At 35.6% G+C, this 20659-nt stretch carries 14 protein-coding genes; 9 read left to right on the forward strand and 5 right to left on the reverse strand.

Features of this window, described 5'->3' with window-relative positions; genetic code table 11:
- Positions 1-114: 114 nt before the first annotated feature.
- From clpB to EGI24_RS09795, 3 genes are all read left to right on the forward strand, one after another.
- A complete protein-coding gene (clpB, locus tag EGI24_RS09785; protein ID WP_255048195.1) occupies positions 115-2739 on the forward strand; it encodes an ATP-dependent chaperone ClpB in 2625 nt (874 codons plus the stop codon).
- Between the two features lie 263 nt (positions 2740-3002).
- Entirely contained in the window at positions 3003-4835 is a 1833-nt protein-coding gene (locus tag EGI24_RS09790) for a lipopolysaccharide assembly protein LapB (RefSeq protein ID WP_255048196.1), read from the forward strand.
- 519 nt (positions 4836-5354) lie between these two features.
- Positions 5355-6125 carry a CHRD domain-containing protein gene (locus tag EGI24_RS09795; RefSeq protein ID WP_255048197.1) on the forward strand — a complete coding sequence of 257 codons (771 nt, stop codon included), beginning with the start codon at positions 5355-5357 and terminating at the stop codon, positions 6123-6125.
- Positions 6126-7194: 1069 nt separating this feature from the next.
- On the opposite strand, the gene EGI24_RS09800 is transcribed toward EGI24_RS09795, so the two are convergent.
- The 4 genes from EGI24_RS09800 to EGI24_RS09815 form a co-directional block, all read right to left on the reverse strand.
- Complete coding sequence (locus tag EGI24_RS09800; RefSeq protein ID WP_255048198.1) at positions 7195-8064, reverse strand: sugar phosphate isomerase/epimerase; 870 nt, start codon at positions 8062-8064, stop codon at positions 7195-7197.
- A 269-nt stretch (positions 8065-8333) separates the two neighbouring features.
- Positions 8334-9680, reverse strand: a complete 1347-nt coding sequence (locus EGI24_RS09805; RefSeq protein ID WP_255048199.1) for a sorbosone dehydrogenase family protein — start codon at positions 9678-9680, stop codon at positions 8334-8336.
- Positions 9681-9806: 126 nt separating this feature from the next.
- Positions 9807-10979 carry a PQQ-dependent sugar dehydrogenase gene (locus EGI24_RS09810; protein ID WP_255048235.1) on the reverse strand — a complete coding sequence of 391 codons (1173 nt, stop codon included), beginning with the start codon at positions 10977-10979 and terminating at the stop codon, positions 9807-9809.
- A gap of 120 nt (positions 10980-11099) precedes the next feature.
- Positions 11100-13073: an FAD-dependent oxidoreductase gene (locus tag EGI24_RS09815; protein WP_255048200.1), complete on the reverse strand. Its 1974-nt coding sequence runs from the start codon at positions 13071-13073 to the stop codon at positions 11100-11102.
- Positions 13074-13325: 252 nt separating this feature from the next.
- On the opposite strand from EGI24_RS09815, the gene EGI24_RS09820 reads away from it, so the two are divergent.
- The 6 genes from EGI24_RS09820 to EGI24_RS09845 all read left to right on the forward strand — a co-directional run bounded on the left by EGI24_RS09820 (position 13326) and on the right by EGI24_RS09845 (position 19941).
- Entirely contained in the window at positions 13326-14165 is an 840-nt protein-coding gene (locus EGI24_RS09820; protein WP_255048201.1) for a phytanoyl-CoA dioxygenase family protein, read from the forward strand.
- A 171-nt stretch (positions 14166-14336) separates the two neighbouring features.
- Positions 14337-14924 (forward strand): Crp/Fnr family transcriptional regulator, encoded by a 588-nt coding sequence (locus EGI24_RS09825; RefSeq protein ID WP_255048202.1) that lies wholly within the window; start codon positions 14337-14339, stop codon positions 14922-14924.
- A 73-nt stretch (positions 14925-14997) separates the two neighbouring features.
- Entirely contained in the window at positions 14998-15414 is a 417-nt protein-coding gene (locus tag EGI24_RS09830) for an OsmC family peroxiredoxin (RefSeq protein ID WP_255048203.1), read from the forward strand.
- Between the two features lie 198 nt (positions 15415-15612).
- The gene (locus tag EGI24_RS09835) at positions 15613-16833 is read left to right on the forward strand and encodes a sugar MFS transporter (protein ID WP_255048204.1); all 1221 of its coding nucleotides are present in this window, start codon (positions 15613-15615) and stop codon (positions 16831-16833) included.
- Between the two features lie 69 nt (positions 16834-16902).
- On the forward strand, positions 16903-18504 hold the full coding sequence (locus EGI24_RS09840) for a M1 family metallopeptidase (RefSeq protein ID WP_255048205.1): 1602 nt from the start codon (positions 16903-16905) through the stop codon (positions 18502-18504).
- Between the two features lie 426 nt (positions 18505-18930).
- Positions 18931-19941 carry an SAM-dependent methyltransferase gene (locus tag EGI24_RS09845; RefSeq protein ID WP_255048206.1) on the forward strand — a complete coding sequence of 337 codons (1011 nt, stop codon included), beginning with the start codon at positions 18931-18933 and terminating at the stop codon, positions 19939-19941.
- A 27-nt stretch (positions 19942-19968) separates the two neighbouring features.
- Here the strand turns inward: EGI24_RS09845 and EGI24_RS09850 are convergent, their stop codons facing one another.
- Positions 19969-20586, reverse strand: a complete 618-nt coding sequence (locus EGI24_RS09850; protein ID WP_255048208.1) for a hypothetical protein — start codon at positions 20584-20586, stop codon at positions 19969-19971.
- Positions 20587-20659 lie beyond the last annotated feature (73 nt).

Raw genomic sequence — 20659 nt, forward strand, 5'->3', positions numbered from 1 at the left:
AATCTAATTTTCAAGTCATTTTTTCCGAAAAAATAATCTCGCACCAAATTTGACGATTGAATGATATTACATTTTATTTTAAAGCTTAAAGCTAATTGCTAAAATCTTAAAAAAATGAATTTCAATCAATACACAATTAAATCGCAAGAGCTAATTCAGCAGGCTGCTCAAATAGCTCAAGGGTTTTCTCAGCAAGCTGTGGAAACTGGTCATCTGCTTAAAGCCATCCTGGAAGAAGAACCCAATACGAGTTCGTTTCTTCTAAAAAAATACGGCATTAGTCCAGAAGGTTTTTTGAAAAAGCTAGACCCCATCGTGGAGGCTTATCCAAGAGTTTCGGGAGGGAATCAGCCATTTTTGGGGAATGATTTAAACAAAGCCATGACCAAGGCCCAGACTTATATAAAGGAATTCGGTGACGAATTTATAAGTGTGGAGTTGTTGTTTTTAGGCATTTTGGGTGGAAATGACCAAACGGCTAATTTGCTCAAATCTGAAGGCATTAAAGAAACAGACATAAAAAAAGCTATCATAGAACTTAGAGGAAAAAACAATCCAGTGAAAGATCAAAACGCAGAAAACAAGTACCAAGCCCTTTCTCGATACAGCAAAAATTTGAATGATTTGGCGGAGCAAGGCAAAATTGACCCAGTGATAGGGCGAGATGAGGAGATTAGGAGGGTTTTACAGATTTTGTCTAGGCGTACCAAAAACAATCCGATGTTGATTGGCGAGCCTGGAGTAGGTAAAACAGCCATTGTGGAAGGTCTCGCACAACGTATTGTACAAGGCGATGTGCCTGAAAACTTGAAATCAAAAATCGTGATTTCGCTCGACATGGGCTTGCTCGTGGCGGGTGCCAAATATAAGGGTGAGTTTGAAGAACGTCTCAAAGCTGTTATCAAAGAAGTGACTGATTCTGAAGGAGAAATTATTCTTTTTATAGACGAGATTCACACTTTGATAGGTGCAGGTAGTGGAGGAGAAGGAGCCATGGATGCTGCCAACTTGCTCAAGCCAGCATTGGCTCGAGGAGAATTGCACGCAATTGGAGCCACTACTCTGAAAGAATACCAAAAATATATTGAAAAAGACAAGGCTCTAGAAAGACGTTTTCAGGCTGTTGTGGTAGATGAGCCTGATATTGCAGATGCTATTTCTATTCTGAGAGGAATCAAAGAAAAATATGAAGTACACCATGGAGTAAGAATTCAAGACGATGCTGTGATAGCAGCTGTGGAGCTTTCGAGTAGGTATATTTCGGATAGATTTTTGCCAGATAAAGCCATCGATTTGATGGACGAATCTGCAGCTAAATTGCGTTTGGAAATGGACTCGATGCCTGAAAATATGGACGAACTTCGCAGACGTATTATGCAGTTGGAGATTGAGCGTGAGGCCATTAGGCGTGAAAATGACAAAGAGAAAGAAAATAACTTGAGCAAAGAAATAGCCGAACTCAACGAAACTTTCAATAGCCTAAAAGCCAAGTGGGATTCTGAAAAAGGTAAAGTAAACGAAGTAAGAACGCTTAAAGAGAAAATAGAACAACTGAAATTCGACGCAGACCAAGCTGAACGCTCAGGCGATTATGGAAAAGTAGCTCAGATTCGTTATGGGCAATTGCCTGAAGCAGAAACTCGGTTGGTAGAACTTTCGGCTAAAAATATAGATAAAGACAACCTTATCAACGAGGAAGTTACGGCAGAAGATATTGCCATGGTGGTGGCCAAATGGACAGGGATACCGGTTTCTAAAATGCTTCAAAGCGACCGCGAAAAGCTCTTGCATCTCGAGGATGAGCTTGAAAAACGTGTCGCCGGACAAAAAGAAGCCATTGAGTTGGTTTCAGATGCGGTTAGACGTTCACGTGCAGGCATGCAAGATCCTAAAAAACCGATTGGCAGTTTCTTATTTTTGGGAAGTACTGGTGTTGGTAAAACCGAGTTAGCGAAAACGCTGGCCAATTATCTCTTCAATGACGACAACGCCATGGTGCGTATCGACATGAGTGAGTACCAAGAAAAACATACAGTAAGCCGTTTGGTAGGAGCTCCTCCAGGGTACGTGGGTTATGACGAAGGCGGACAACTTACAGAGGCCGTTAGACGCAAACCTTACAGCGTGATATTGCTGGATGAGATAGAAAAAGCTCACCCAGATGTATGGAATGTGCTTTTGCAAGTTTTAGACGATGGACGCTTGACCGATAATAAAGGCCGTGTTGCCAATTTTAAGAATACCATCATCATCATGACTTCGAACATTGGTAGTCATTTTATCCAAGAAAAATACATGGAAGCATTAAAAGGTGCTCCAGATGCTTGGGAGAAATACTTCAAAGACGAAGCCAAAGACCAAGTGATGGAATTGCTAAAAGCCAGCGTTAGACCTGAGTTTTTGAACCGTATCGACGAAATAGTATTGTTCGATCCATTGGGAAGAAACGAAATCAGGAAGATTGTGGCCATACAGTTTGATGCCATCAAAGCCCGTTTGCAAGAGCAAGGTATCTTGATAGAAGCCACAGAGGCCGCTTTAGATAAGCTCGGAGAAGAAGGTTATGATCCAGTTTTTGGAGCAAGGCCACTCAAAAGAGTAATTCAGAGAAACATCATGAATGAACTTTCAAAAATGATTCTCGGAGGCACTATCAATAAAGAAGCCATCATTGTGCTCGATGTGGACGATGAAAATCATTACAAATTCGAGAATTTGCCGGAGATTAATATTGCCTAAACGAAATAGTTCCGAGTGGTGCGTGTTGAGATTTGGGTAATTTCGGTAAGATTTTAATAGTTTTTTATAGGGTTTAGTGAATTAGATTGGACACCCTTAGCTCATTGGGCTGGGGGTGTTTTTGTTTTTATCTATAATTAATCTTAGATAAACTATAGTTTTGAATCGAATACTATTATGAAATGTTAACTTTGAATTTTTAATAAAGATTAATGATACCGATTAAAAAAGTATGATATATATAAAATTATTGAGAACAAGTTATGGAAGAAAAATCTAGGTTAATATCAGAGATAGAACGGTTAGAATTTAAGCCTGATTTAGATGGAATAGTGAAACTCTTGACAGATGATATTTTAGAAAAATTTTCTGATGACGAATTATATTCTAAGAAAATTGAAACTCTTATTAAACTAGAAAGATTTGATGAAGCAGAGAAATTAGCTTTAAATGCGAATCTAAAATATCCCGAAAATTCGTTGTTTTTTGGTTATTTAGGTGACATTTATTTGAGGAAAGAGAAATTTGATAAATCGAAATTTTTCTTTGAAGGAGCATTAAACCTAAAACCTACTGATATCCATTCACTTAATGGATTGGGGCTTTTCTATTGGAAACAACATAATTATGTTCAGGCAGAGGATTGCTGGTTAAGAGCGAATGATTTAGATGAAGATAATTTTTTGTCACTTCACGCTTTAGCGAATGTTTATGGAGTACAAGGGAAATATGAAAAAGCGAAGGAGTATTTTTTTAAGGCAAAAAATATTCAACCTAATAATCCAAATGTTTTAAGCGGAATTGGCAATGTTTATTTTAATTTGTTTGACTTTGAAAATGCAAAGGATTATTACATAAATGCTTTGAAATATGACGAAAATAATTTCTATTCTTTTATTGGGTTAGGTAATATCTGCTTGGAAAAGAAGGAATATGAAAATGCAAAAGAGTATTTTAATAATGCCTTGAAGGTAAATAATAAGGTTGCTGCTCCATTTTATAATTTAGGAATTGCTTTAATGGGCATGAAGGAGTATAAAGAGGCATCGTTGAAATTTGAAAATGCACTAGAGATTGTTGAAATTAAAGATTTAACCCTCATAAAACAAATCAATTCCAAAATAGCCGAAGTAAAAAAAATAATTTCAAATGAGGTATATGAGAGAATTAATAGTTTAATAATTCAAATAAGGGATATTTTGGTTTTTAGAGGTAAGAGCGTAAGTCATTACACAAGCCTTAGTGTGTTACAATTTCTAGTTTTGCATAAAAAGCCATTCAGATTATCAGAAGGAAGTTTCTTAAATGATTCTTCCGAAGGGCAGGTTTTGTTTGCTTATTTGAACCGAAAGACTCAAAGTCAAAAAAAGGGAAATAAGCATTCTGATACATTTGGCAAAAAACCATTTATTGGGAGTTTTGTTAATGAAACGAATGATAATGATTTACCACTATGGAGAATGTATGGGAAAGAAGAGGCTCAAGAAGCGAAGGGTTGTTCAATAAGAATAAATGTTGTCGAATTTAAGAGATGTATTGATGAATTAATTAGGCAAAAAAATATAATTAAGTCGAATGATTTTGAATCAAATTCGAAAATAGGTGCTAATGAGGGTATTGAGTTTTATTCAGTCTGTTATGTTGATGAAGATGATTTTGACTTTGCAGAGTCGACTGCTGAATCAAAAAAAGAGTTAAATCAAATTATGTCTGAATTAAGGAATGAAATGGAGGCTCTATCTTTAAGCAAAGAAATTGTGGAAAGTGAAGATTTAGAAATAGAAGAACTATTAAATCAAATTAATTTCTTATTCAAAAGTACGATTTATAAATATGAAAATGAGGTTCGTTTGGTTGTTAACAGTACAATTAACTTTGATATAATGTTGGAAATTAATAGTGAAAATATTCGACCATCAAAGAATCCCATTAAAGTTTTTATTGAATCAGTCCCTTTGGCCCCTTTGATTAAAACTATTACCATTGGTCCAAAAGTGGAAAAGGCAGAGGAGTGGGCGGCCACATTCTACTATTCATTAAATAATCAAGGTAACTCAAATGCAGAAATAAGTATTTCAACTTTACCTTTTAAATAGGAAATTTGATGATAAGGGTCATTAATGTATTTTATCAAAATTACATTGCTTTAAAAACATGATTAATTTCTAATTTTACTTAACCTCAAAGTCTCCTGCTGTAATAAGAATACTTTCCTTTACTCTGCTGAATTTCGGATTTTAATTAAAAAAAAGATTTTCAACTTAATTTCTTGCAAATAGTTTTAATTTACTATTTGTTAATTTAGGCATCAAAGAAATAATTTTTAACTGTAATTTGGACTCTATCATTCCTTTCCTACAATTTTTCTCTTCAAGCAACAACTCGCACATTAATCTATTTTACTTAATTTGGCAGAAATGGCATTTTTTATCTTTTATGTTTTGGGTTTGTAATTATGCTATTACATTTATATGTAACATAGGATAAAGTTTTAGAATACTGAGCAACCGGTTTTAAAAGATGGCTTTCTACAATAATCGTCATCATTCAAACATACAACCTTTTTCTATCCAATCTCGTATTTCTGCAATTACCTAAACTTTAATTTTTTAAAAATGAAAAAAATCTTTATTCTTTCAGCTTTCACGCTTTTTGTGGCTATGTCTTGTCAAAAGGAGGAAGAGGTACCTGCCGACATGATGGTTATGGGTACTTTGGTGGCCAATCCCAACTTACTTTTTACTTCTACAACGCTAAGTGGGGCCAACGAAGCTCCAGCCAATTCCTCAACTGCAAGCGGGACTGCTGCTGGAACTTATAATAAAACGACAAAAATAATTGACCTTTCAGTCACTTACAAAGACATTACACCTTCAAATTGGCACATCCATAAAGCAGCTGTTGGTGTTTCTGGTGGTGTTGTTTTTGCCTTTTCAACTGCTGAATTTAAAACACCTTTTGTTTATAAATCCCCTGCTGCCCTTACAGATGCTCAAGAAACGGATTTGTTGGCGGGCCTCTATTACGTGAATATTCATAGTGCCAAAGTACCTGCTGGAGAAATTAGAGGTCAAATACCTTTTGCAGCCTCTAAGGCAACAGGCTCAATAGAAGGTTCTTACAATCCTAACACAAAGATAATTACGGTAAAGGTCAATTATTCAGATATAACCCCAACTGCTTGGCATATTCATAAAGGTGGAGAAAACGAAAGCGGTCCAGTTGTTTTTGACCTTGGTACATCTTTCAGCTCAGGCTTTTCTTACACATCTCCTGCCCTTACTGTTGAACAAGAGACGGATTTGAAAGCTGGAAAAATGTATGTAAATATTCATACAGCTAGAGCTCCAGGTGGCGAAATTAGAGGCCAACTTATAGCACACTGATTTCATTTGAAGTAAGGCAGAATACTAAAAATCATCCCAGTTTATATTAATGAACTTTTACCATGAAGTTCATTAATAATAAAAATTTCAATTTGTTAAGTAATGACCAAGTGTTATACGGAATTGAAAGGATTTATGCCTATCCTAGGTGAATTCTTAGTGTTCAAAACGTTGAATATTGTTGTTGCTCAATATTTGTTTCTTTTCGGTTCATTTTGTTAATATTCAAATAACCATTCAAAAAAAGGTATTTTGACAAGTAAAAAAAGAACATGATGATCATGTATTCAAAATTATACTTAAATATCACCAAATCAGCCAATAAGGCAACGTTGGATAGGATGATGAACCAAAGGCTTAAAGATATCTGAGGGTGTATTTTTTTGTTTCCAAAAACCAAAGAAATAAAATAGGCGTATTGAAAAACTCTTACAAAAAATAGTATTTGTAATGGGAAAGAAAATAGTGGAAAAAACACAATGATAAAGAAAAGGCCTAATGTGAATATCAGAAAGATTTTGGTAAATGTCTTTGTTTTTTTTGTTTCAATTCGCTTGAGTTTCTTTAGTACTAAGTACAATTGTATTTGAATTTCAAAAAAATAAATGATGGTTATGCCAGGCAAGTAAAATTCTTGTGTGTGAAAAAAAAAACTAAAGTTAAGGCCTAAAGATAATAAAATTAGGGCCATTAATAGAAGGTAATCATTTTTGTTCAGTGAATATTTCCTAAAATAAACCAGTGAATATATCAAAAATAGTGGAATGGCGTTCTTGGCAATAAGAAAATACCATTTTAAATCAAGTGAACAAAACACGAAATCTAATACTATCAGAAGAAAGTAAATAAACGCAAATGCTTTTTTCAATGGGTAGTTAGTATTGTTGATACTTAGAGGAGGTATAAAATTAATTAAAATCCCACATATTTTTATCTTTCAGTGTTTAAAAGAAAGAATAGGAACAAATTATAGGCCTAAAAATTTGATTTTTCCTAAGACAAAAATTGTTATCATAAAAAAAGCAGTGTTCCTAAAAGAACACTGCTTTTCTTTTTACTGATATCAGAATTAATTAAATCCAAATTTTATCAACCCCTCTCTACTCAATCTGATGGCTTCCATAGGATCCATTCCGTCAAAAACTTGGTCTTGTTCTACTATGTAATATTTCATTCCTGAAAGTTTAGCATTTTTAAGTATACGAGCAAAATCTATCTTGCCTTTACCCACTGGTGCAAATCGGCCCTGATCGTCCATGTCTTTAACATGCCATATTTTGAAACGTTTTGGATATTTCTTGAACAATTCAACAGGATCAACTCCAGCTTTGGTAACCCAATATAAGTCCATTTGGAAATTTACATATTTAGGGTCCAAATGCTCTAGCATATATTCCATTGGAATAATTCCTTTGCTGTTTTTCTCAAACTCAAAAGCATGATTATGATATAAAAATTTCAGCCCAGCAGCATGTGCTTTACGAGAAATGGTGTCCAAAACACTGGTAAGTCTCTCCACATCATCTGTCATCGTCAATGACCTACTTTTTGGGTCAAATTTAAACATGCCCATCGGAGGTACAGGAGCTACAAAATACTTAAAACCAGCTGCTTTTACATCGGAAATAAGTTTATCAGCATTACTTGTAGTCATGGCTCCCATATGTATACTTATTGGCTTTAAGCCAAGGCTTTTGGTATATGACTTAAACTCATCAGGCAACATTCCATAGAATTTGCCATCTTTATATTCTACTGCTTCTATGTATTTGTAACCTAAATCAGCTACTGCTTTTAAGGTTGCTTTAGGGTCTTTGCCCATTTCGTTTCTTACGGTGTAAAGGGTCATACCGCCCCATTTTTTTTGAGCAAACAAGCTTGAACTGGCAGAAAGCAACAATACTACCACCAAAATCTTAGAAAGAAAACTGCTTTTCATGATAAATAATTAAAGATTAATCCCTTAGAGATGTACTATATTTTTGATTGCAAATTACAGAATAATATTAATAAAGATAGATTTTTTTGACGTATTAGCAGTTTTACTCGATGACTCTGTAGAATTGTAGGTTTTTTGAAAATCAAAGGCCAATCCTCTGTAAAATTGAATTAAATGAGCTCTAAAACTTATTCAATTTTTTAAATAAATCTACAGAATCAGAGATAGTTATTCTTCAGAAAGAAAAAATTAAAGGTCTTTTCAATTAATCAGTTATTGTCATGAAGACAAGCACTCGTAATGGCAGAAAAAACAGATCCGATTTCTGCCTTAAAGCCTGGCTCTAATAGGATAAAACCAAAGGCGTAGAAATTTACGCGATTGGGTAAAACTACCTTTCCCACCGCATGTAAACTGTTACCAGCTTGGTAATTTCCACCCAAAATTGGATGATCGCTTATCGTTAAGTTAGATTGGGTGGTAGCCCAAGAAGTTTCGCAAATATTGTAAATTTCACCGTTAAGTGTTCCCATATACAATTCTCCAGCTTTATCTTCTCCAAATGTTGTAAAATTTCGATTAGAATTCTGATAAAGAAGTTCACTTATCCAATCATTCCCCGTCTTTTTTAATGACCAAAGCTTTCCCGAACAAAAATCAACATAAAGATATCTACCCGTCAGCGGAGGGTATTTATTTCCTCTGTAAACATAACCGCCTGTTATTGAGCAACCTTGGTCGTGTGCATATTCATAAACAGGTGGTGTGTATATTCCCCCATCACAATTGTTGCTGTTGTAGGTATGCGTTCCCTCATAGCACCGCCAACCGTAGTTTGTGCCACCTAAGGAATTGGTTGGCTCAAAGTCAATTTCTTCGTAAGCATTTTGTCCGACATCAGCTATCCACATGTCGCCAGTTTGTTTGTCAAAACTAAAACGCCATGGATTTCGAAGGCCATAAGACCAAATTTCATCTGAATTGCCTCCTGCTCCGTCAGCAAATGGATTTCCGCTTGGGATGGCATAATTTAGTCCAGGACTCGTATTGTTTACATCTATTCGAAGGATTTTCCCTAAAAGATTGGTCGTGTTTTGAGAATTATTTTGTGGGTCGCCTCCACTGCCTCCATCCCCCGAACTTATATATAAATAACCATCCGGGCCAAAGTTTAAATCTCCGCCGTTGTGATTGGAGAAAGGCTGATTTATAGTTAAAAGTATGGTTTCAGACAGAGGATTTGCGAGAGAAGAATCAGCTGCTGATACTTGGTATCGAGCTACTACCGTATTTTGATCTAGGTTAATATAATTTACATAAAAAAAGCCATTTTGCTTATAGGATGGATGAAATGCCATTCCCAATAGACCCTGTTCACCACTATTTCTAACCTTGTTCGAAATATCTATAAATGGCAAAAGATTTGTCGTCCCATTTTTGTGTAATATCTTTATTTTTCCATTTTGTTCAACCACAAAAAACCTATTATCGCCTGCGTGTTTGATGTCCATCACGCTACCAAAATTTTTTGCAAATAAACTTAGCCTTAGATTTACTTGAGCATAAACTTTTAACCCAAAAAGAATGAAAATAATTAGTAAAATTCTAGTTTTCATGGGCTTATAAATTTTTGATTAAACAAAATTTAAATAAATACGTAAATTATGCTTGTTGGGGCTGAATTTTGTAAAAAAAAAGGGTTCAAAATTTACATTTTGAACCCTTTTGAAAAAAAAGAAATGTTACTTTCCAATTTTATATAAACGCCCTTGGTCAGTTATTGCATACAACGAGCCATCTTTTCCTTGATGAACATCTCTAAAACGTTGATATTCTTCAGTTAATAGCCTTTCTTCGCCTATTACTTTATTCTCTTTAATTACCAATCTATTAATATGCATACCGCTTAGACAGCCTACAAATAGATTATTTTGCCATTCTGGTATTTGTGAACCTGAATAAAATGTCATACCTGAAGGTGAAACCGAAGGGTCCCAATAGTAAACTGGCTGTTCTAATCCTTCTTTTTGCTGAATTCCATCACCAACTTTTCCGCCACCATACTCAATTCCATACGTAATAGTTGGCCAGCCGTAGTTTTTTCCTGGGATTACGTGGTTAATTTCATCTCCTCCTCTTGGCCCAAATTCATTCGACCACAACTCACCATCCACCGGGTTTATGGTAAGTCCTTGTACATTTCTGTGGCCATAAGAATACAATTCAGGTCTTGCTCCTCCTGTAGAGGCTAAAGCATTTCCTGGTGCGGGTTTTCCATCTGTAGTTATTCTGATTATTTTGCCCAGTCCAGAGTTGAGCTGTTGTGCTTGTGGTCGTGTGCTGCGATCAGAACGTTCGCCTGTACTTACAAATAAATACCCATTTTTGTCAAAAAGTACTCTGCCACCATAATGAAGATTTCCTTTGTGGGCTGGTGTAGCTCTGTAAATAACCACCGCATTTTCTATTTTGCGTTCGTCGTCGCTTAATCTACCTTTGGCCACTGAAGTGTGGTTTCCACCACTAACAGGTTCAGAAAATGCCCAATAAACCATACGGTTTTGTGCAAAAGCGGGATCCAGCGTAATACCTAGCAATCCGCCTTGGCCATCTGTATCTACTGTTGGAAGTCCTGTGATTTTATCACTCATTTCGCCAGTGGTCTTCACTATTCTAAGGTTACCACTTTTTTCAGTGATGAGCAATCGACCATCAGGAAGCGAAGTTAAACCCCAAGGTGAATTTAGTTTTTCTGTCAATACTTTAAAAGAGTATTTGGTAGTGGTTTTAACACCGTTTGTTCTGGTTTGCCCAACAAACGCGGACTTGTATTGAGGAGAATTTGCCTCTCTGGTTTCTACTGGAGCAATAGTAGTGTCTGTTTTTGAAACTAAATTTGGCTCTGTTTTAGGCATTCCAGAGCAATTCAATGAAAATAAACCCAAGCTCAGTAAAGGGAAAATAAATAAACGATTCATGGTTGATTATTTTGGTTTTAGAGAAAACGTCAGAATCATTTTAATAGTTTAAATTCTTCATTTGATTGGTACAAAAAGAATTGCATCGGCTATAAATCCAGCATCGGAAAGACTGGACAAGGTCACACTTACTTTTTCGCCGCTTGCTATTTCAATTTCGCCGCAGTTATACCAATCGTTTTCATTGGCGTCAATTTCAAACTGTTTTTCGATGATTTGATTACCGATTTTTACAATAATTTTTACGTTTTTAGAATTCTTTTCACTTTTCGGAAAGTAAACTTGAAGGTTATATTTACCAGCGTTTGATACAATAGTAGAAAACGTCGCTTGTCCATTTGAATTAATTTTCACATAATCTTTTCCATATCTACCGTATTGTTTTTTCATGATTATATGTTCGCCCAAAACCGAAAATTGACCATCATAACTGTTGTCAATCAATATTTCGGGTAACGAGCCATCAGCTAAGGGATTACTTTTTAGTATTTCTTGAAGTTTGGTGACATCCACTTCATGCAGGCCCTTCTTGGAATCAATCGCCAAAACAGCCGCAGTGGCGGCTGACTGAGCCAAAACCATGAACACGGGTTCCATTCGAATAGAGCCAAATGCAATATGTGAGGCCGACAAACAAACCGGAACGAGTAGGTTGGTGCATTCCGATTTTCTAGGAAGGAGGGCTCTGAAAGAAATTGGGTAAGGGTCAAGCCCACCTAAACCCATCTGCACATCACCTTCGTTTTTTACTTGATACTTTCCGCTAGCGTCTTTTACTACTATTCTTTGCGTATTGTGTGAATCCATCGTGTATGCTGCTAAACCAATTCCATCAGTTACTGTTTGGGTTCCCACACAATGCTTCTCGGTCATCACGACTTCACTGATCATTCTGCGGGCCTCTCTCACATACATTTGTGGAGAAAAATGATTGTTGTTCAAATATTCATCTTTTGGATATCCCCATTTTTTCATTTCAGCTCGCAAATGTGCTGGAACTCTAGGGTCATTGCCGAGAAAGTAGAAAAATCCTTTGATATGGTCCTCATGTTTTTTTTGGATTATTTTTCTCTCATCATAGTTTGCGTTTGGATAGTTATAATTGCCACCAATTAAATTAGAGGAAAAAGGTCCTGAATTATTTATGTCTAGCTTGCGATTGGGCATTGGCTGTAGGTGCATGAGTGCCCAGTTGAGTTCAATTGGCTGTTTCTTATCTATATACCTCAATAATAATTCATAATGGCTTGGGTCAAAATCGTCAGGAGCCTCAATCGGCACCATGTTTTCAACGCTGTCTGTAAGGCACATTCTGAAGTTGTATGCCTGTACTTTTTGGTCACCGGTGCCTTTGGGTGCCAGTTTTTCTGAGCTTATGCCCCATAAAAGTCCGCTTGTAGAATCTCCTAAAGTCTTAAAGGGATCAATCCCATCTGGAAACTGATGTTTGTCTAACATTTGCACCCCGTTCCATGTTTCCCCATATTGTTTGTTGTCTTCTCTACCAACAGTAAAGGTTACTCCAGCCATAGCCATAAGATCCCCTTCATAGGTACAGTCTAAAAAATACTTGGCAGTGACCAACATCCTTTGCTTGTTTTCGTCTAAAAGCTCTATTTGTCTGATCTTACTTTTTGATTTAATGACATTGATCAATTGCTTTTTCGTAAAAACCTTTATGTCTGCTTTTTTGAGGTAAGAATTAAATATATCAGAGGCTGCACTCGGCTCAAAAGTCCATTGCTCAAATTTGCCATAATGTTGTCCAATTTTCCGGTAAAAGTCTCTTGATAAGCCAGTTATAGCATATTTGTTGCCTATGTCAGTTTGACCAAGGCCACCAGTTGTAAGCCCTCCAATGTGATTACTGGGCTCTAGTAGAATGACAGATTTACCTTGCATTTTGGCAGTATAGGCTGCAATAATGCCGGCTGATGTGGCTCCATAAACGCATATATCATAGGTTATGGTTTTTTGGCTAAACCCAACTTGGATACCCCAAACTAAAATTAAAGCGACTTTAAAGTTCATATTTTAAGGTGTTGATTAATAGAAAAAACAGCATATGTTAGGGATTTAAAGTTACAACCTATTTTGGGTGGTTATATCTGATGGAATGTTTTTTTCAAATCCAAGCCGAAATCTATTTTAACTATCTCAATTTTGTAGTGGGACGCTCAATTTTTATTTTCATCGCTACTGGTAGAAGTTTAAAAATAGTTTATTGACATTTTCGTAATTTTAGTTTTTTTTTTATTTTTGCCAAAAAAAAAGAGAACCCCAATGCCCACCACTAATTTTGCAATAAACGGTAACACCTATGCCGTTTCCATAGACGGCTGTCCAGAGTTTGGTACAGGTAAAGATGTAATCCTTTCGAATGTAAATACAGATATCGTTTTTAATCAGCCTTGGTATGCTAAAGGTTATGCATCACTTGATTTTTTATCTTCAGAAGAATTCGACAATCTAAAAGCTGGACTCACAGCCAGCGTAAAGAATATTTTAACGGAGGTTTTGGGTATTGATTCTGAGGGTTTTGTGTTAGAAAAATACCATCATTTTGTCAAAACCAATGAGGATCATTTCAAAGTTGTTTCCCGCACTCGTGACCTTTTTTCTGCCGATTTTAACTTTCCAATTGAGGAAATGTTACCGAAATTTGAAAAGCTTTTGGGTTTTGCACTTACGGATGTTGATCCTAAATTCAACGAAAAGCTTCATATTATCGTAAGAATCAATCGACCAAAATCAAACGATTACAATCCGCCTCACAAGGATATTTACGAAGAGGTTGATAAAAATAATTACATACCGCCTTTTGTTAACCTATGGATTCCAATAGCCGGTGTAACGAAGAATTCCTCATTACCGATGGTGCCTGAGAGTCATTTAATCAATGAGTCTGAGATTGTTCGTACATTTGATGGTGGTGTAGTAGAGGGCAATAAGTACAGAGTAAGAATGATCAAAGAGTGGGGCGGAAGTCACACACTTGAGCGAGCAGATGTAAAAGATGGCCAAGTATTGTTTTTCTCTTCACACCTCATTCATGGTTTGGCTATAAACGAAGAAGAAGACTTAACGAGAGTGGCCTTAGAATTTCGATTATTTAAGGCTTAATTTTGTATTTTGAATAATGAAGCCTGCATTTTATCAAAAAAATGCAGGCTTTTTTTTGATGTTTGTCTAAATAAGAGATTAATTCGCAGTAGGTAAGGGCACTGGGAATCAAGAGTACTTAAGTCTTTTAAAAATGTTTAATAAATTTATAGTTTAATCCTTTTCTTATTTATGTCTGATTTGCTCATAGTTGAAAATGCTTTAAAGAATTTCTCGACAATGAGTACAGATGCATTTAGGCTGTCAGCGTCTTTTTGGCAAAGTAGAGATTATAAAAAAGGGGAGTCTTACAATAGCATTAATCAGGTATGCAAACAATTGGGTTTTGTTCTTGAAGGAGTTTTTAGGACTTTTCATTTTGATGATGAATCTGGTGAAGAAAAAAATCTATTCTTTTATTCTGCCAATCAAATTGTCGTTTCTTTTGCAAGCTTTATCAATCAAATGCCTTGTCACTATTATACCCAAGCCATGGTAGATTCAAAGGTCATTTATATCAATTATGAGCAACTAAGCCAACTCTACAGAACTTCACATGAGTGGGAGCATTTTGGCAGAATATTGGCCGAACAAGCATCAAACATCGCTTTTGATCGAACGGAGAGTTTGTTATTTCAGTCAGCTGAACAACGTTACCTTAACTTCCAAACACAACATCCGCAATTGATAAATGAGATTCCTTTGTATCATATTTCCTCTTACTTAGGAATTCAAGGTCCGTCTTTGAGTAGAATTAGGAAAAAAATAGCGGGCAAATAGTTCGATTTTAACATAGGTTAAAGTTTCCTAATGTTTTTAAGTTGACTTTTGTATCAAATAAAAAATAAAACAAATGAAATTTACAAGAAAGGCCTCAGCAAATTGGAAAGGTACAGGTATGGAAGGCGTGGGTACGGTTTCTACCCAAAGTACAACATTAGATAATGCACAATTGTCATTTAAAACTCGTTTTGCAGACGGTGTGGGTACCAATCCTGAGGAATTAATCGGTGCAGCTCATGCAGGTTGTTTTTCTATGCAATTGAGTTTTTTACTAAACGAAGCTGGTTTCACAGCCGATAACATAGATACTGCTGCAAGTGTTAATTTTCTAGACGGAACCATCGTCAGTATTGAATTGAACTTAACAGCTTCTATTCCAAACCTAGGTGAGGAGAAATTCCAAGAAATTGCATTGTCTGCTAAAGCAAAATGCCCTATTTCAAGATTATTAAATGCAGAAATTATTTTGACTGCCGCTTTGGTGTAAATGCCTTTAATTCTAGTTTTCAAGAAAGTGCTGATTTTTCAGCACTTTCTTTGTTTACTTTTAGTTAAAACGTAGATAAGTCGTCACGATATCCTAGATATTTGAGTTTTCAACAATTAAATCCATTTTTTCTGATTGTTTTTTCATATTCCAAAAAAATGTAGCTATTTTTAAAAAATTTTAAAAACTCTAATCATTATGAAAGAAAATAAATCCTATATAGGTCCATTGATTATTATCGGGCTTTTGTTTTTTGTGTTTGGTTTTGTTACCTGGGTAAATGGTACACTCATAGCTTTCTTTAAAAACGCCTTCGGATTAGATAATTCTAGCTCATATCTGGTAACATTTGCGTTTTTTATAAGTTACACGGTCATGGCCATCCCATCATCGTCCGTGCTTAAAATAGTTGGTTTTAAGAAAGGAATGTCACTAGGTTTATTCATAATGGCTATTGGTACAATATTGTTCGTTCCAGCCGCCAAAATGGAATCTTATCCTTTATTTCTTGGAGGATTATTCACGATTGGTATCGGCTTAACACTTTTACAAACAGCCTCTAATCCGTATTTGACCATTTTGGGGCCTAGAGAAAGTGCTGCTCAACGAATCAGTTTGATGGGAATCGCCAACAAAACAGCAGGTATTATTAGTCAAAAGGTTTTCGGTGGCTTGTTGCTTGCTGGCAGTTCTGCAGTTTCAGGTGCTGTATCTACCGCTGAACAATTGGATAAAGTAGTGCTCCCATATATCATACTTACTGGTGTTTTAATAGTTTTGGCTGTGGTTATTTTGTTTTCAAAAGGCCTTCCTGAAGTGTCAGAAGAGCAAGAAGGTGTAAGCCAAGGAGCTTCAGATAAGACCAGTATTTTTGCTTTCCCAAATTTGATTTTGGGTTTGGGGGCTTTGTTTGCCTATGTGGGTTTGGAGGTTATTACGGGCGATACCATCATTACCTATGGCATTTCATTAGGTTTTCCAGAGGCAGAAGCAAAGGATTTTGGTACATATACGCTTTGGTTTATGATGTTGGGTTATGTGGCAGGAATATTTTTGATTCCGAAATTCGTATCACAACAAAATTGGCTTAAATATTCTTCCATTTTCGGACTTATTGTTACACTGGTTGCTTTGTTTACGAGTGGTTTCACTACTGTTTTTTGTATTGCACTCCTGGGTTTGGCCAATGCTATCATGTGGCCGGCCATTTGGCCATTGGCTTTGGATGGTTTAGGTAAATTCACCAAATTAGGTTCTGCTTTGTTGATCATGATGATAGCTGGAGGAGCTTTGTTACCTTTGGTTTATGGCAAAATGTCGGATTTGTACAGTACTCAACTGGCTTATTGGCTTTTGGTGCCTCTTTATTTATTTTTGTTGTATTATGCCACTTTAGGCTACAAAAAGAAAAATTGGTAATACAAGCCACCGCAAATCAATCTTTTTTATCTATTTTTATAAAAAGCTATTGATTTTAAATTGAGTTTTATGTTAAAAAAATACTGGATTGTTCTATTGTTGTTTGGATTTCAGGGATTTGCACAAAAAAGTATCACTTTTGAAGATTCTTTAAGGGGTAGCATTACGCCGGAACGGAAATGGTGGGATTTAAAACATTATGATTTGACATTTGATGTAAACCCCGACCAAAGGTTCATTAAAGGACTTAATATTGTTCGTTATCAAGTTCTTGCTGAAAATCAAAGCCTACAAATTGATTTGCAGTTTCCGATGAAGATTACATATATCGAGCAAAACGGAAATAGACTTAGCTATACCAAAAAAGGCGAGAATGCTTATTTTATAAAACTTATTGATAAGCAGAAGGTTGGAGATATTAATTCAATTAATATCTCTTTCGAAGGTAAACCTTTGGTAGCCAAACGTGCTCCTTGGGACGGTGGTTTTTCATGGGATAAAGACGAACAAGGTAACCACTTCGTAGCAACTTCATGCCAAGGTTTGGGGGCGAGTGTGTTTTGGCCTTGCAAAGACCACATGTATGATGAGCCAGATAGTTTGAGAATGACTGTTACGGTTCCTGATAGTTTGCAGGATGTCTCTAATGGCAGAATGTCAAAAATGTGTATAGATGACAAAGGCAGCAGAACTACAACTTGGGAAGTTAAAAATCCAATTAACAATTATGGAGTAAATCTCAATATTGGTAATTATGTGCATTTTGGGGAAACCTATAAGGGTGAAAAAGGTGATTTGAGTTGTGATTATTTCGTTTTGCCATACAATTTAGAAAAAGCCAAAGTACAATTTAAAGATGCTATAAGAATGCTTCAAGCTTTTGAACATTGGTTTGGGCCATATCCTTTCTATGAAGATGGCTATAAACTCGTGGAGGTTCCATATTTGGGAATGGAACACCAAAGCAGTATAACTTATGGGAATAAATATAAAAACGGCTATTTAGGACGAGATTTGTCAGGAACTGGTTGGGGAAGTAAGTGGGACTTTATCATTATTCATGAAAGTGGTCATGAATGGTTTGCCAATAACATCACTTACAAAGATATAGCTGATATGTGGATTCACGAGAGCTTTACAAATTACTCTGAAACACTATTTACTGAATATCATTATGGCATAAGTGCCGGACAAGATTATGTAATAGGCACAAGAGCCAATATTACCAACGACAGTCCGATTATTGGCAAATATAATATCAATCAGCGTGGGTCAGGCGACATGTACTATAAAGGAGGCAACATGCTCCACACTATCCGCCATGTCATCAACGATGATGAAAAATTTAGACAGATTTTGAGGGGTTTGAACAAAGATTTCTATCATCAAACCGTAAGTACAGAACAAGTGGAAGGTTATATATCTGCTAAGGCTGGAATTAATTTTTCTAAAGTTTTTGATCAGTATCTTCGAAATACGAAAGTGCCAAAGTTTGTTCAAAAATCTTCAAAAGGTCTTATTTCATATAGATGGGAAAATGTGGTACCTGGTTTTGATATGCCCATTAAAGTTAATTTAGACGGAACAGAACAGTTTATTTCACCAACTACAGATTGGAAAAAGATGAAAGGAAAAAGCCTAAAAGTTGATAGGAATTTTTATGTGGAATAGGGCTTCGCTCAGCCAATATATTCCTTTTCATTGTTAAATACTGTTTTCTGAGTAGCGTCTAAGACCATATTAAGAATTTCACTTCGATTTCGCTCAGTGACCAACTTATTTCACTTCTCTTAGTGACAGGTTTCGAGTCTGAGAAGTTTCGTTCAGTTGTCTGAGGAGTGTCGAAGACACAAACTAGAATGATTCCTTCTACTTTTTTACCTTGTATATTTCCTGTATTTTTACAGTAAAATAAAGCAATTCCCTTTGGAGAAGAATTTAATTCAATTTTTATCTATATTTTCAGAAAGTTTTGAAAATAATGTAATTTCAAAAATAACAATTAGTTTTAAAAATAATATTATTTCTGAAAATATTATTGATGGTGAAATAAAAGCTATTTACATAAAGCAATTTGTTTCTAAAAATGAACGAAAATTGTCTTTTGTTTTCAGATATCCAACCAAAGATATTACCAAGAATTATGATTTTTTTGAAGCTAAAGAGTTGATTGGTAGCTTGATTGGTGTACAGTTTTTGCAAGCTGATTTGTTCTTGCAAAATGCCTCACATCATCTGGTTTTTGATAAAAGAGGAAAGTCGAAATTGATTAAAAAAGAACTTGGATCCGAGAGGAAAGTAGAAGAGGTTCACAACAAAATTAAGAAAAGAATTGTTGAGGATGCTCCGTTTTTAAGACTTCTTGGGGTGTTTACAGCCGAAGGAAAACTAAAGACCGATAAGCAAGACAAGTTTGTTCAAATCAATAAATACCTAGAATTTTTTTCTCAAAGCATTTTATCCTCAAATATTTCTGACAATTTTGAGGTGGTGGACATGGGTTCTGGTAAAGGTTATTTGACTTTTGCTATGTACGATTACCTGACGAGGATTCTTGGAAAAAAGGCCAAAGTGAAAGGCATAGAATATCGACAAGACATGGTGGATTTGTGTAATAATTTATCAAAAACTGCTGGTTTTGAGGGTCTTAGTTTCGTTCAGGGGACTATCGAAAATGCTGAAATGAATAGCAGTAATGTTTTGATAGCTCTACACGCGTGTGATACCGCCACAGATGAGGCCATTTTTAAAGGCATAAAGGCGAACGCTCAGATAATAATGGTAGCTCCATGCTGTCATAAACAGATTCGGAAACAAATTAAGCCGCAAGATGAACTGAATCTGCTCACGAAGTTTGGAATTTTAGAAGAACGCCTAGCCGAGAGTTTAACGGATCTTATAAGGGCTTTGATTTTAGAGGCTTATGGTTATCAGACCAAGGTTTTTGAATTTATAAATTCAGAACATACACCAAAAAACCTGATGATTTCAGCGGTTTTCAGAGGACTAGATGAGCATAAGCGAATCGAAAAGTTAAACGAAGTAAAAGCCTTAAAGTCAAGATTTGGAATAAATTTTCACTATTTAGAAAAGCTTTTAGGAGATTAAACTTCTGCTATTTACTTATTTTTATAATCACAAATTCTTAATGATCTCCACCGTTCTGGTTCTTTCGGCTTCTTTTTCTTTTTCGAAATTTATGCCATAAGAAGTTGGTTGCTTGATATTAGAGTATTGATTTTTCTCCAAAACATTTTCACATTGTTTTATTAATGAAAACACCATTTCGTCTTTTAGGCCTTCGTCCAGGGCAAGATTGTAAAGTTTAACGGCTTTTGTCAAAATGTCAGCTATGGCTTGAGGATTACGTTGAGACATAGCCAACCTTTGCATTTCATTGGCTTGTTCAAGTGTAAGTCTTGGATAAAGACCTCTGTTCGGGTCATAAGGATTGATTACCAACAAGTCACCCAAATGCTTTTTGGCGATTTCATATTTTCTAAAAGCTCTGTAATCCTCGGTTTTTTTCCATAAATACATCGCTCTCGAACTATTCTTTATCTGATTTTCGATGCTTAAATCTCCTTGAAATTCCGGTACTTTGGCTAGGTCTTTATACAAAAAAAAGGCATCCCAATAGCGTCCAACTTTGAAATAGTCGTCGGCTTCCTCTTTCAAATATTGTTTGGATTGGGCAACTGAAGAGCCCAAAGTAGCTAAGAAAACGATAGCAATTGAAAGAAATGATTTCATTTTGAGTATTTTAAAATTATGATATTAGAGATTTTAATTCGTAAACTTTTCTCTCAATAGTTTATAAAATCAA

This window comes from Lacihabitans sp. CS3-21 (assembly GCF_024343675.1).
Taxonomy (GTDB): domain Bacteria; phylum Bacteroidota; class Bacteroidia; order Cytophagales; family Spirosomataceae; genus Leadbetterella.